Below are 12,842 nucleotides of genomic sequence, written 5' to 3' on the forward strand. Positions count from 1 at the left end.
AAAAGCGTGAAAGGACGTATCGCCTACCTCTTTTGGATGGGTCGCAGACGCTCGTTGCTGCCGATCAGCAGAAGCCAATCGGTTCCGCCGCCGGAATTTTGCACCTGCTTTGGCGTGTAGGTGGCAATCGGCCCCTCCACCCTCGGCTGGCCTGCATCGGCAAACTTGCCGGAAACAGGGTCATACCAGACGGCCTTCCGGCCATCTTTCACGACATTTTTCTGTACCTTGAAATCGTTGGCGTCCCCGTAGACCACCGACAAAGTGCCATCAGGTAGTGATACGGCATAGCTTTTCGCGCTGACCAGAACAGCTCCTTCGCCATCTGGTTTAAGTTGCGGCCAGGGCAGTTTGTCGAAGAGCCTCTTCAACGCCGTCATCGACTGCGCGCCGGGGCTGTCGAGCGCTTCCTGCCAGCTGCGATCAGCAGTGAAAACACCCGGCCCGGTAAAATGCCAGATGGGATTATTGCCAAAGAACTGTCCGGCAGCACCGGCAAGCAAAGCACCATAGGCGTTGCGCCGGATCATTTGCGCGGTCGTCTCCCGCTCGAACTCATAGCCCCCCTCTAGCAAAATGACGGGCATTTTGTTCGGTTTGCGCCGCTCAGAAACCGTGGCATGCACATCGTCATAGGTATAAACCGTATCGAAACTCAGCCAGGACTGATCGGCCCAGAGTTCCGCCGTATTCGTCTTGCGGCCAGAGTGCACCGTCTGGAGGGCGTCTGGATCAACGCGCGCTATACCCTCGGCCATTTCAGAGACAAGCCGCTGATCCGGCGCATTAAAATCACCGCCCAAGACCCAGACTATATTATGAAATTCCTTAAATCGTTGGGCGATCGTCTCGCCATAGACGCGCATTTTCTGGGGACCGGCAACCTCAGCCTTCGAGAACCAACCCTGACTGTTACCGTTCACGCCCAGATAGGCGGGAGCCAGAAAAACAACTATCCCCAATTGCTCCGCCCGCCCGATCACCCAAGCGGCGTGGTCAAAATATTTCGGGTTGAGATCGCCAAAGGCATCGCCCTTGAACGGTTTTTCACCATAGGCATTGGCGGGTGGATCACGGGAGAAATAGTGTTCGACAAGATTGACCAGAATGGCGTTGAAACCGCGCTTCCGGCGATCCTGCAGATAGATCTCGACATCCTCGCGCTTCAGTTCGGCGATCAGCGACCAGGCAGTATCGCCCTGCAGCAAAAACGGCTTACCCGTCGCATCCTCGAAAATGCGCCGATCCTGGCTGATCTTGATCGGGAACGAAGCAGCTGCATCGGACGATCCTGCTGCCATTAACAGCAGGATCGTGGCGATAATGGCGACTACAAAACGCTTCATCGCATCGTCGGCGGATAGGTCGGCGCTTCATTGAAGCGGCGATAGACCACCTGTGAAGGACGTCCGGTCAGATAAGAGCTTACACCGTCGTTCAACGCCCGGACGTAAACGTCGAGCGCACCGTCGATGGCATCCACCGTGCGCGCAATGTCGGTGTCACTGTGCGTATAGCTCACCACCAGCGATGGCATCAGAACGCCGCGCCGGATTGTCTCCTGAAGGAACAAAGTGCGAAATTCCTGCGACGGCTGCCCTTGCTCGTCGAGCGTTCCATAGGCAAGGCAGCACGGACGCCCGAACAGGCGAACATGGTTCTGCAGGCCGTGACTGGCAATCGTTACATTCACACCCTCTGCCAGTTTGGAACCTTGCTCATAGAGCCTTTCGATCACCGGTTCGTCGCGATAGATCGTCATCGTGGCAATCGCCGCAGCCATGGCATGGGTTTCAGCGCCATGGGTGGTCGAAAGCAGGAACACACGTGGATGGTCGGTCTGGGTCAGACCACCAAGCTGCATATATTCCGCCTTACCTGCCAGCGCCGATATTGCAAAACCGTTGCCCAGCGCCTTGCCGAAACAGGACAGGTCCGGCTCGACATCATAAAGCTTCTGCGCGCCGCGCATATGCCAGCGGAAGCCGGTAATCATCTCGTCCAGAATGAACAAGGCTCCGTTTTCATGGGCGATGCGCTTTGCTTCCTGCAGGAAGTTGTTTTGCGGCTCGTCAGCCTTTGCAGGTTCGAGGATAATGGCCGCGATACGCCCCGGATAATCCTCAAACAGGGCTTCAACGCTTGCAATATCGTTGTAACGGAAAGTTGCCGTCAAAGCCGAAACCGAAGCTGGAATGCCTGCATTCATCTTCGTCGTTCCAATGAACCAGTCATCGGTCGAGAAAAATGGATGATCGGCACAACAGGCAATCATGTCACGTCCGGTATAGGCACGCGCCAATCGCACCGCGCCGGAGGTCGCATCCGAACCGTCCTTGCAGAATTTCACCATCTCGGCGCCATCGATCAGCTCCAGAAAACTTTCCGCGCATTCGACTTCGATGGCACTTGGGCGCGTAAAATTACATCCGTCCTGCAAGGCGTCGCGCACGGCGCGCACGACGGGCGGGTAGGCATGGCCAAGCCCGACCGCACGATTGCCCATGCCATATTCGATATATTCGTGGCCATCGACGTCGAAGACATGCGAACCGGACCCGCGCTGGATGAACCCGGGCGCGAGTACCGGATACTGGTCGTCACCCTTGGCATAGGTGTGACAGCCGCCCGGAATGAGCGCGTGCGCCTTGCTGGCGAGCAACTGAGAATTGCGGAACTGCGATGTGAAAAGGTTCATGCCCCTTCTCCTTTCTTATTCACAGATCATGCTGCCGACCATCTCGTATGCAGGCGCTCGCGCACCTGACGCAGCCAGTTCTTTACCGGTTTTGGCAAGCGACTGCGCAAACTGGAATGAAGTGCGTTCGGCATCGACCATTGCGAAAGCGCCAGTGGTGGCGCAATGGCTGGGCGATCCTCCGCGAGATGTTCGAGAAGACCGGCATAGGCTCGACCAGCAATATCGTTGTCGAAGACCGTTTCCACTTTCTGCTGGGCGGCGGCTGCCATGCCGGCAAGTAGCTCTCGGTCGCGTGCAAGCCGGTTTATATGACGCGCAGCCTGACGGAAATCGCCGACGGGAAACAAGAGCCCGTCCTCGCCATCGGTGACAATCGTATCAGTCACACCAGCGATCTTCGAGACGACCGCCGGGCATCCCTGGCTCATCGCTTCAATGAGCGTCAGGCCGAAACCTTCAAAGCGTGACGGCATGATCATGACGTCATGCTGGTTCACCAGCCAGGGAACATCGGCAGGCGCAACCCAGCCACTAAAACTCACCTTGTCGCCGAAAGGCGCAAGACGATGCCGCAGCTGTTCCAGATCGGGACCATTACCGGCGACCGTCAGGTGATAGGAGCAATCGAGCTCGCGCAGAATATTCGGCAGCCAGAAAATGCCCTTCGAGTTGTCTTCCATCCGCCCCAGATAAAGCAGGCGAAGCGGGCCGGACTCATCCGGCTTTTGAACATTGCGCGACAAGTGAATGTCCCGGTTCAGTCCATGCGGGATGACAAGCGTGCGCGACGCATCGAAACCATGCTGGCGCACGAGATCGTCACGGCAGCGTTTTGAAACGCCGACAGTTGCGTGAACATGATCGCGGATTGCCCGCGCCGCCGCGTAGGTGCCGGGTGTGATATTGTGCACGATCATGATGCGCAGAATATCGGCGGGCAGATAGCGCGCCAGATTGGTTTCGAAACGGTTCGCAAGAACATTGACGAAAACGGCGTCGAAATGGTTTTCGCGCAGGAAGCTGATCATATGCCTTGCGCGGGTTTCTTCATCCAGCACACCCATGCGGTCGATGGCATCGCCCTTGCGAAGCGCATCATCAAGGCCCTGCCCTGTCGGCACATTGACCGTATCGCCAGCAGCGCCTGCAGCAAGCCAGCGAAGCTCTATGCCCGACTGGGCAAGCGAGGCGCGCAGACGCGTGAAAACCGAATAGGTCCCGCCTATGTGAGGACGGACAAAGTAAGCACATTTCATGGCCAGAACCTTGTTGCCACAGAAACACCTCAGGGGAGACAAGACTTCGAGGGAACAACTCCCTCGAAGCCTTACTCCGGTATATCGGGGGGCAATGGATATACCGCTGGCCAGTGTATCGAAATTGCTCTGCCACGCATTTCGGCTATGAGGGGTACACCCCATCCTACAATAGAGTATGGTGTTCACCCTTCTGCCAGTTTTCCTGCAGGTCGGTCTGGCCTAAGCTTGTCGGTGCAGCGGGAGACACGCGCATGAGAATAGGACTTTTCGGGCAGTTTGGTTCCGGCAATACCGGCAATGACGGTTCGCTGGAAGCCATGTTGCAACTCTTGAAGCGTAACTGTCCCGACGCCCAGCTTGTCTGCATCTGCTCCAAACCCGATATCGTTGCGCAGACATTCGATCTTTCGGCTCATCCGGTCTCCCAGCCCGATCCATCCAACTGGCTGCTCCGGGCAGCCAACAAAGCGATGCTGCATTTTCCCCGACGAACAGTTGGTTTCAGTTGCGCGCTTCTGCTTGCTTCTCAGCTCGATCTCATCATTGTGCCGGGTACGGGCATACTGGATGACTTCAACGAGAACCCCTTTGGCTGGCCTTTTGCAGTACTGCGTTGGTCGCTGGCGGCCAGACTGACCGGCACGCGCATGATCTTCGTGTCGATCGGCGCCGGACCGGTCGATCATCGATGGAGCAGGTTCTTCATCCGTCAGGCTGCAATGCTGGCGTCTTTTCGTTCCTATAGAGATCAGATCTCTCATGACTTCATGAAACAGCTGGGCGTAAAACCCGCTCAGGATTTCGTCAGTGCTGATATCGCCTTTGCATTGCCAACGGTTCCAGATCAGAACCGGGATAGCCCGGAACAATGTGTGGGCATCGGCGTGATGACTTATCGCGGGTGGAAAAAGATGGAGAAGGATGGCGATGCCATCTACAGGGACTATGTCTCCAAAGTGACGACACTGGTGAACAGGCTTCTGGCCAGTGGGCGTCAGGTGCGTCTGCTGATCGGAGACAAGGGCGACATAGAGGCGGCCCGCGATATACTGGAGCAGCTCGCTCCGGCGGAAGCGAACAAAGTCGCATTTGAACCATCCGCTTCCCTGCACGAACTCATGCAACAGATCGCCAGAATCGACGTCGTTATCGCAAGCCGCTACCATAACATCGTCTGCGCGCTGGCCATGGGACGCCCCACAATCTCCACGGCTTATGCGAGCAAAAATGACGCTTTGTTGCACGATACCGGACTGGCGGCATTCTGCCACCGGATTGACAGTTTTGATCCTGAAACAATCCTCTCCCAGGTCGACTTTGCTTTCGAGCATCGAACGATTTTGACCACGCAGGTGAAAGCCGGTGTGGAGCGCTATCGCAGCCGGCTGGCACGACAGGAAGAGCTTCTTCACACCACATTTCTCGACAATGTCAGGAGTACGGCTGATCCAGCCGTTCAGTCACTACGACCGAACTAGTACGTGTTTGGAAATGCCCTATCTTTTTTACACGCACCTTGATCCGAACATCGTTTCGGATTTCTCGGGATGCGTTCTAGGCGCCACGTCCGCTTCGCCACGCGGAACGCTTCAACAGATAGTCGAAGGGGGGTATGACAGCGAGCAAGGGCTCCCGCTTCAGCGCGAATGCCATCAGCGAACCCGCCACTTTCGGCCTCCGCGCCAGATTGGAGATCGCTGACCAATAAGCCCGTTTGGTAAGGCAATCCTGAACCATTGCAAACAGACGGTATTGATGCGGCAAGCTGGCACCTTCATGATCGAAGAAGGACCGGAATCCAGCCTCGAACTCGCGGTTCCAGGACAGAATACCATTCACCGTCGCCGACCGGTTCTGGGGATGCGACCGCGCAAAAGCCTGTATCTGGCCGGTAGAGGCGACGGAACCGCGTGTGGCGATGCGAAGCCACATTTCGAGATCGTCAGTATGGGAAAGCGACGTGCGGTAATATCCCATCTGTTTCTGGATCGCAGTCCTCACAACCGCTGTCGGGCCTGTAACCGGGTTAAACGCATGCCTGCAGGCAAACTCAATGAATTCTTCCCCGGACCATATCCGCCACTCGTCCGAAGCGGGGGACGTGGCACCAGTCACGCGAGCTTCGCCATCGTCGGCTTTTATCCGGCCCGTCGCGCCATGCGCGAGATGAACGTCGTCGCGTTGCGACAGCATTCTTGTCGCCCTCTCCAGAGCTCCTTTCGCCAGCAGATCATCCGAACACAGGATCAGGAAATATTCCGATGCGGCCCAGTCTATGCCCTCGTTGAACGAAGCATGCGGCCCCAGATTTTTCTGACGGAGCAGCAGCTGGACACGGCTGTCGTCGGCCGCAAGGCTCTTTGCAACCTCGACGCTATTATCTGTCGAGGCATTGTCGATGATGAGCAGACGGACATTGACGCCTGATTGCTGCAAGGCGCTGTTGGCGCAGGCGGAAAGATAGCGACCATAGTTGAAGTTGGGAATAACAACGTCGATTGTCGGCTGTTCCAATTTGCATTTGTCCATGACAGGCCGTCCTATTCTGCAGGGGTCGACGCCGATCGGGGCATAAGCCGCGCCCGAAGCTTTCCGAAAAGCCAGCTCAGCGATGGCTCGACCTCGGCAGCGAAGGGATGGCGCACCACAAATAGCGCGCCCAGCCAACTCACCACCGCGATGAGGCCCATCACGACGCCTCTGGTCCAGGGGATTTCCAGCGAAAAACCATCAGCGGCAACCATTGCAAGCGGTATGGCCAGCGCAATCAGAGTCACAAGACCGCTTTTCAGCAATTCGCGACCAAGCACGGCATAGGAAAAGGCCACGTGCCTGCGCACGAAAACGATGGCTATGACCATCTGTATGGGCAAGCTGATGAACTGACCCAGCGCGACGGCAAGCAGCCCATAAAATGCAGCTGTGCCTATAACGGTGAGTGCGAGCAGCCGCGAAATGAGATTGGACAGGAAAGCTTCGCGGTTTTCACCCAATGCCATCAGCAAGGGATAGGTCAGAATCGCAGGAAACCAGAAGAGGCAGGCAAGGCTGAGGATCGCCACTATGGGCACGCATTCAGTCCAGTCGGGGCCGAGAACGATGTGCACTGCCGGATAGGCGAGCAGCGCCAGCAATGCCTGTGCCGGCCAGTAGGCGACGGTAATATAGGACAAGGCGCGGATGTATGACTGGCTGATATCCGCTCCGGCACGAACTTGCGCCGAAAGCATCGGGAACGCCACGGTGAAGACGGCTGAAAGGATGATGCGATCCGGCAGACCGCTCAAAGTGTCGGCACGGTTGTAAATGCCAACTGCCGATATGGGCATGAAACGCCCGAGCAATAGTTGCGGAAGCGTCATGCAGATCTTGTTCAGACCAGCATTGCCTCCAAGATAAATCCCGAACCGCCAGGCCGTGTCGAAACTGGCCAATGACGGGCGGAACAGATTCTTCAAAGGGTGGATCGAGACAGCCAGCCCCGTTGTTATCAACGCGCTTGCCAGCAGTCCGAAGGCAAAACACATATGCCCGAAACCGCTGAAGGCCATGGCAATGGTTACCAATGCGCCCAGACCGGCCCCGGCGGTGCGGATGCGCGCCAATGTTCCGAAGGCCATGTCGCGCTTCAGCAATGCGACAATCGGTAAGGACAGGCTTTCGACCAGCGCGGCCACAATCGTGATGCTGAGAAAAAGCTTCAACTTCGGATCGTTATAGGATTCGGCGAAGTATCCGAGTGCAAAATACAGGATCAGCGACAGCAGAACCGTTACACCCATCAGAAAAGTAAGCGAAGTCCGGATGTCCTGATCGCGTACCTTGTCGATCTTTATCAAAAATTCGGGACTGGCGAATTCGCGCAGCGAAAACACGACTGCCGTAAGGCTCAAGCCTATCACACCCATTCCGGTTTCGGCTGGCCCCAGAACACGTGACACCGCAGCCACCGTCACAAAGTTGAAGAGCAGCCCTGCATATTGTTCGAGCGCCGCCATGAGGAAACCCCTGCGACTGCCATTCATGATCCGCTCCAACAGGTATTCTCTGGCACCGCCAGCGTTTTCTGCATCATCGTTTCATCCCCCATTCATGACAGCGCGGGCAAAAGCGTCCGCAGGCGCAATTTTCCAATCCTCGCTCAGAATAATCCTTTGCCACAGGCACGAAATGTCGCCCTTGGTGTTAGCACCTGACCTGAAAGGAGTATGCGGCACGCTCTAAAGCCAAGTCGTGGATAGCAGTGTCAGTGCGTAAAAATTTCCGGAGTTTGATCTTTTGCACGCGCCTCGGAGGAGACATGACGAGTCTTTCCTGGATCACGCTTCTGGCCTTCGCTCTTTCCGTCGCTTTCTGCCTCGGCTTTCGGGGGCTGGCACGCGAATGGCATCTCATCGACATACCTGATGCCCGCAAGAGGCATGACGGGAATGTCCCGCTTTGCGGGGGCATTGCCATTTTCCTCTCGTTTTCCGCAGCCACGTTTCTGGCGTTTGGCGTTTCAGGACATGCCAATGCCATGGCCTTGCTGCCAGGGCTTGTGCTCATCCTCGTCGCCGGTGTTCTCGATGACCGTTTCAACCTGCCTGTCGCGCCGCGCCTTGCAATCCAGTTGCTCGCAGCCTTCCTGATAATTGCTATCACCGGGGTGACGCAGACCTATCTCGGGCTTGCTTCCGACGGCATCGAAACTGCCGCCACGTCCACTCCGGAAATGCTTATACAGGTGCTGACCGGACCGCTTTTCCTGATTATCGCGCTTGCTTTCATTGTCGGCCTTGTCAATGCGGTCAATATGAGTGACGGCGTGGACGGACTGGCAGGGTCGGCGAGTGCTGCCGCATTCTTCTGGCTGGCCGTCATCGGCTTCGGGATCGGCGAACATCGCCTCGGGCTTCAGGCGCTCGCCCTTGCTGCTGCCTGCCTCGGCTTTCTGGTCTTCAACATGCGGCATCGCTGGCGCGCACGAGCAAGCCTTTTCCTTGGCGATGGCGGCAGCACATTTCTCGGTGCAGCCCTTGCCGGATTTATCCTCATCCTTGCAAGCGGAACCGCCGCCGTCGCCTTTCCCGTCCTGATCTGGATCGTGATCGTGCCAGTCATTGATACGCTGAGCCTGATCGTGCGCCGCATGTCTGTACGCAGAAGCCCGTTCTCGCCGGACCGGCAGCATCTGCATCATCTGCTGATGGATGCGGGCCTTTCCTGCGGGCAAACAGCCGTAGCGGTCATGGCGCTCAATCTTCTGGCGGGAGCCATCGCCTACATCGCCATCCGGTTCGACATACCCGTCTGGCCGATGCTTCTGGCGCTGGCGATCCCTGCCGCAGCACACACGCTCTTCGTGCTGCGCATGACCAGAGGCGCACGTCCGATCGTTACCGCTTCGATGGCCGAGGCCAACCCGACCACCAAACCGAACATCACTTATCCAGGGGCAACTTCATGACTGTGTCCGTCCTCATCAGAACGCTTAACGAGGAAGTCAATCTACCTGCATGCCTCGCCTCACTCGACTGGTGCGACGATATCGTGGTGCTCGATTCATTCAGCACTGATCGTACCGTGGAAATCGCCAAAGCAGCGGGCGCGCGCGTCTATCAGCGCGTCTATGACACCGAGGACCGCCAGCGCATGTACGGGCTGACGGAAATCGAGTTCAAACATCTTTGGGTCTATACACCCGACGCGGACGAAATCACACCGCCGGACCTGCGAGATGAAATACTGTCGGTCACCGCTGATCCCGACCGACCGGAAGTGTTTTTCCGGCTTCGCTACAAGAACATGTTCATGGGGCGCTGGATACGCCATGCAAGCCTCTATCCGACATGGATCACCCGGCTGGTCAGGCCGGATCGCGTACGCTTCGAGCGTTCGATCCATGCACGCGCAACCGGAGGTCCGAGCGGCCAGTTACAGGCGCATTTCATCCATTACAGCTTCAACAAGGGGCTCGCCGCCTGGTACGACAAACACAATCTCTATTCCACCGTTGAAGCGGATTTGTCGGCAGCGCGGCTTCTTGAGCGGCGCGTCGATTGGGGTGGCCTCCTGTCGGGCAATCCGGAACGGCGTCGGCGCGCCATGAAATCCCTGTCCTACAATTTGCCGTGTCGGCCGACCTTGCGCTTCTTCTACATGTATGTGCTGCGCGGTGGTTTCCTCGACGGCAAGCCCGGCTATCTCTATTGCCGCTTGCTTTCGGCTTACGAGTTCATGATCGTGATCAAGATGGAAGAGCAACGCCAGCGCCAATCGGCGCTTCTGGCTGAATCTTCATCAGTCAGACGCCCTTTGGAAACCGAAGCACCAGAACGGCGTATGGTATGATGCTGCCCATTATTCTGCCCTGTGCCGTTTTGTTCGGACTGGTCGCCATGTTCTTCTCGGAACCTGTTCTGACCTTGCAGGATGATGGCGGCAGAGCTGATGTGATCGTCGTACCCGGCGGAGACGGACCACCCCGCGCGGCGGAGGCCGCACGTCTCTGGAAGGAAGGCCGCTCACCGGTGATCCTTGTTACCGGCGACGGGGATTGTCTCTCCAACAAACGGATCATGGTGCGCAAAGGCGTGACACCATCGGCGATTTTTGTGGAATGCCAATCGGGCAGCACCTGGCAGAATGCCCGATTTTCCGCGCCCCTCATGCGCGAAATACAGGCCAGAAGTGCGCTGATCGTGACCAACTGGTATCACTCGCGCCGCGCCATAGCGAGCTTTCGCGCCGCCTGCCCCCAGATGCGTTTCATCTCGTCTCCCATCGGCGGCGATGACGGTCGGCCCGGTTTTCCGACAACACCCACGGACATGGAACTCGTCGTCAAGGAATATGTGAAACTTGGCTGGTATCTGATTTCAGGCCGCATCTTCCCACACGACCTTTCCACGGACGAACCGGCACCCGATCTTTCGGATGTATGCGCTGATGCGGGGGTTACGCAATGAACCTCTCACTCACCTGGATTTTCGTCGGTTGCGTCCTCTGCCTTCTGGCTGGCGGTCTCTTCTCCAGACCGGAACGCATGTATCAGTTTCCGTTTCTTGCAGGGGTGATGACCTTCGGCTTCCTGCTGCCGCAGCTTCCCGCCCTCGTATATGATCAGTTTCTGCCTTCCGGCGCTTACGCCAAGACGATGATCATGGGCATTCTGTCGTTCGCAATGCTGATGCTTGGATGGCGTCTGACGAGAAAGCCGATTCAGTTTCTCAGCATGAGTTTCAGCGAACGCAGACTGCTCTGGGCTGCAGCCGGATTGTCGGCTTTCGGCGCTGTCTTCTATTTCCTCCTTAGCCGCCTTCCAGGAGACGTCTCCATCGGCGTACAAATGACTGGTATGCCGGTGGTGTACCTCTTCTTTGCACAGCTCATGCCCTATGGCCTGGCCATCGCCGTCCTGTGTTTCGCACGGCGGCCGTCATGGTTTGCCATCGCGATCATCCTGTTCGATCTGGTTTTCTATCTGGACCGTATTCTGGTCACAGGAAAACGCGCAGAGACCATCCAGCTGGTCCTCATGTTCCTTCTCGCCTTCTGGTTCTACCGACGGATTGTCGTACCTCGAACAATCATGGCAATCAGCATTCTGGCTGGCACATTTCTGATGACCAGTATGGGCGATTATCGACAGGTAACCCGTGCGGATGCGAGCTTTGTTCTCGATGAGATTCTGGAGATCGACTATGCCGCCAATTTTCGCGCTACCCTTGACCGTGGTGGTCCGGAAATGCGCAATGCCGTGCAACGTATTGATGAAATTGATCGGCGGCTCGAGTTTGATTACGGCAAATATCACTGGAACCGTATCGTCTTTACATTCGTTCCGGCGCAACTTGTGGGTAGTCGCATCAAGGAAGCGCTCTATCTCGATGTCCCGGAACCCAGCCGCGATTACAACCCTCTGACAGGCTCGACCGAAACGGGATTGGTCGATGCGTTCTTGTCATTCTGGTATTTCGGAGCCCTGAAATTCCTGTTGCTTGCCTGGGCCATGCGCAGACTTTGGGAAACGGCAATGGCAGGCGAGATGCTCGGACAATTGGTGTATATGCTTTCCATTGTTCCGGCCATGCACTCAATTTCTCATCACACGGATTGGGTCGTGCCTGTCTGGATTCACATGGCATTGTTCCTCATTCCCGTTCTGTCGTTCTGCGTAATCCGCAATCGATCAATCCAGCTCCCGCTTCCGCCATCACAAAGTGGCGCGATCAGCATTGCGGGGGCCAGGTTTCAGGAAGGATGGTCATCATGACCGTGACGTCAGACCACAAAGGGACGTTCGCCGGAGAAACCGGTAAATCGCGCCAACTGGATGGCATTTCAGGCAGAATGAACGCGTCGCGCCCCATGGAAGGCGGCGCGACCTTCACACTCGGACACCGTGTTCAGCGTCTGTGCTGGCAGGCAAGCTGGCTGTTACTGGCGGCATGGACGCCATCTTTCCTGTGGCGCTGGCGTGGCGCGGTGTTGCGTGCCTTCGGCGCGAAGGTTCACAAGACCGCCATCGTGCGCGGCAGTGCGCGTATCTGGTGGCCGGGCAATCTGACCATGGGTGCTCATTCATCGCTGGGACCGGGTGCGCTCTGCTATAACGTAGCGCACGTAACGCTTGCCCCATTCGCCATCGTTTCACAACGCGCGCATCTGTGCACGGCGGGGCACAATATCGATCAGGCGGATTTTCCCCTCATAGCAGCACCCATTCACATCGGGCCTTATGGCTGGGTTGCAGCTGAAGCCTTTGTCGGGCCGGGCGTGACCATCGGTGAAGGCGCAGTTCTTGGCGCACGCGGGGTCGGCTTCCGTGATATGGAACCATGGATGGTCTATGTCGGCAATCCGGCCAAGCCCGTGAGACCCCGACGGAAGCCCTGACA

General features: G+C 57.1%; 11 protein-coding genes. 6 read left to right on the forward strand and 5 right to left on the reverse strand.

Annotation, left to right across the window (positions count from 1 at the left end; all coding sequences use genetic code 11):
* Positions 1-23: 23 nt before the first annotated feature.
* From FG152_RS14670 to FG152_RS14680, 3 genes are read right to left on the reverse strand one after another with little or no spacing between them, the layout of a single operon-like run.
* On the reverse strand, positions 24-1,346 hold the full coding sequence (locus FG152_RS14670; protein ID WP_010658584.1) for a glycoside hydrolase family 140 protein: 1,323 nt from the start codon (positions 1,344-1,346) through the stop codon (positions 24-26).
* On the reverse strand, positions 1,343-2,698 hold the full coding sequence (locus FG152_RS14675) for a glutamate-1-semialdehyde 2,1-aminomutase (protein ID WP_010658583.1): 1,356 nt from the start codon (positions 2,696-2,698) through the stop codon (positions 1,343-1,345). Before FG152_RS14675 ends, FG152_RS14670 begins: the two co-directional genes overlap by 4 nt.
* Positions 2,699-2,724: 26 nt before the next feature.
* Positions 2,725-3,957, reverse strand: coding sequence for a glycosyltransferase family 4 protein (locus FG152_RS14680; RefSeq protein ID WP_010658582.1), 1,233 nt, complete (start codon positions 3,955-3,957; stop codon positions 2,725-2,727).
* A gap of 254 nt (positions 3,958-4,211) precedes the next feature.
* On the opposite strand from FG152_RS14680, the gene FG152_RS14685 reads away from it, so the two are divergent.
* Positions 4,212-5,438, forward strand: a complete 1,227-nt coding sequence (locus tag FG152_RS14685; RefSeq protein ID WP_010658581.1) for a polysaccharide pyruvyl transferase family protein — start codon at positions 4,212-4,214, stop codon at positions 5,436-5,438.
* A gap of 76 nt (positions 5,439-5,514) precedes the next feature.
* Here the strand turns inward: FG152_RS14685 and FG152_RS14690 are convergent, their stop codons facing one another.
* On the reverse strand, positions 5,515-6,489 hold the full coding sequence (locus tag FG152_RS14690) for a glycosyltransferase (RefSeq protein WP_498986989.1): 975 nt from the start codon (positions 6,487-6,489) through the stop codon (positions 5,515-5,517).
* A gap of 11 nt (positions 6,490-6,500) precedes the next feature.
* Positions 6,501-7,985 carry an oligosaccharide flippase family protein gene (locus tag FG152_RS14695; RefSeq protein WP_010658579.1) on the reverse strand — a complete coding sequence of 495 codons (1,485 nt, stop codon included), beginning with the start codon at positions 7,983-7,985 and terminating at the stop codon, positions 6,501-6,503.
* 275 nt (positions 7,986-8,260) lie between these two features.
* Between FG152_RS14695 and FG152_RS14700 the strand changes: the two genes are divergently transcribed.
* The 5 genes from FG152_RS14700 (at position 8,261) to FG152_RS14720 (ending at position 12,840) form a co-directional block, all read left to right on the forward strand.
* A complete protein-coding gene (locus tag FG152_RS14700; protein ID WP_010658578.1) occupies positions 8,261-9,409 on the forward strand; it encodes an MraY family glycosyltransferase in 1,149 nt (382 codons plus the stop codon).
* Complete coding sequence (locus FG152_RS14705) at positions 9,406-10,293, forward strand: glycosyltransferase family 2 protein (RefSeq protein ID WP_010658577.1); 888 nt, start codon at positions 9,406-9,408, stop codon at positions 10,291-10,293. The genes FG152_RS14700 and FG152_RS14705 overlap by 4 nt, the downstream gene beginning before the upstream one ends.
* Positions 10,290-10,910 (forward strand): YdcF family protein, encoded by a 621-nt coding sequence (locus tag FG152_RS14710; protein WP_010658576.1) that lies wholly within the window; start codon positions 10,290-10,292, stop codon positions 10,908-10,910. Before FG152_RS14705 ends, FG152_RS14710 begins: the two co-directional genes overlap by 4 nt.
* A complete protein-coding gene (locus FG152_RS14715) occupies positions 10,907-12,217 on the forward strand; it encodes a hypothetical protein (protein WP_010658575.1) in 1,311 nt (436 codons plus the stop codon). Before FG152_RS14710 ends, FG152_RS14715 begins: the two co-directional genes overlap by 4 nt.
* A 77-nt stretch (positions 12,218-12,294) precedes the next feature.
* Positions 12,295-12,840, forward strand: a complete 546-nt coding sequence (locus tag FG152_RS14720) for an LbetaH domain-containing protein (protein ID WP_050897427.1) — start codon at positions 12,295-12,297, stop codon at positions 12,838-12,840.
* Positions 12,841-12,842 lie beyond the last annotated feature (2 nt).

Origin of the sequence: Ochrobactrum sp. XJ1, assembly GCF_024701725.1 — a bacterium.
Taxonomy (GTDB): Bacteria; Pseudomonadota; Alphaproteobacteria; order Rhizobiales; family Rhizobiaceae; genus Brucella; species Brucella anthropi.

What these genes read in the sequence shown, in the direction of transcription:
- FG152_RS14670 (WP_010658584.1), bottom strand. Translation starts at nt 1,346, where the DNA reads ATGAAGCGTTTTGTAGTCGCCATTATCGCCACGATCCTGCTGTTAATG.
- FG152_RS14675 (WP_010658583.1), bottom strand. Translation starts at nt 2,698, where the DNA reads ATGAACCTTTTCACATCGCAGTTCCGCAATTCTCAGTTGCTCGCCAGC.
- FG152_RS14680 (WP_010658582.1), bottom strand. Translation starts at nt 3,957, where the DNA reads ATGAAATGTGCTTACTTTGTCCGTCCTCACATAGGCGGGACCTATTCG.
- FG152_RS14685 (WP_010658581.1), top strand. Translation starts at nt 4,212, where the DNA reads ATGAGAATAGGACTTTTCGGGCAGTTTGGTTCCGGCAATACCGGCAAT.
- FG152_RS14690 (WP_498986989.1), bottom strand. Translation starts at nt 6,489, where the DNA reads ATGGACAAATGCAAATTGGAACAGCCGACAATCGACGTTGTTATTCCC.
- FG152_RS14695 (WP_010658579.1), bottom strand. Translation starts at nt 7,985, where the DNA reads ATGAATGGCAGTCGCAGGGGTTTCCTCATGGCGGCGCTCGAACAATAT.
- FG152_RS14700 (WP_010658578.1), top strand. Translation starts at nt 8,261, where the DNA reads ATGACGAGTCTTTCCTGGATCACGCTTCTGGCCTTCGCTCTTTCCGTC.
- FG152_RS14705 (WP_010658577.1), top strand. Translation starts at nt 9,406, where the DNA reads ATGACTGTGTCCGTCCTCATCAGAACGCTTAACGAGGAAGTCAATCTA.
- FG152_RS14710 (WP_010658576.1), top strand. Translation starts at nt 10,290, where the DNA reads ATGATGCTGCCCATTATTCTGCCCTGTGCCGTTTTGTTCGGACTGGTC.
- FG152_RS14715 (WP_010658575.1), top strand. Translation starts at nt 10,907, where the DNA reads ATGAACCTCTCACTCACCTGGATTTTCGTCGGTTGCGTCCTCTGCCTT.
- FG152_RS14720 (WP_050897427.1), top strand. Translation starts at nt 12,295, where the DNA reads ATGAACGCGTCGCGCCCCATGGAAGGCGGCGCGACCTTCACACTCGGA.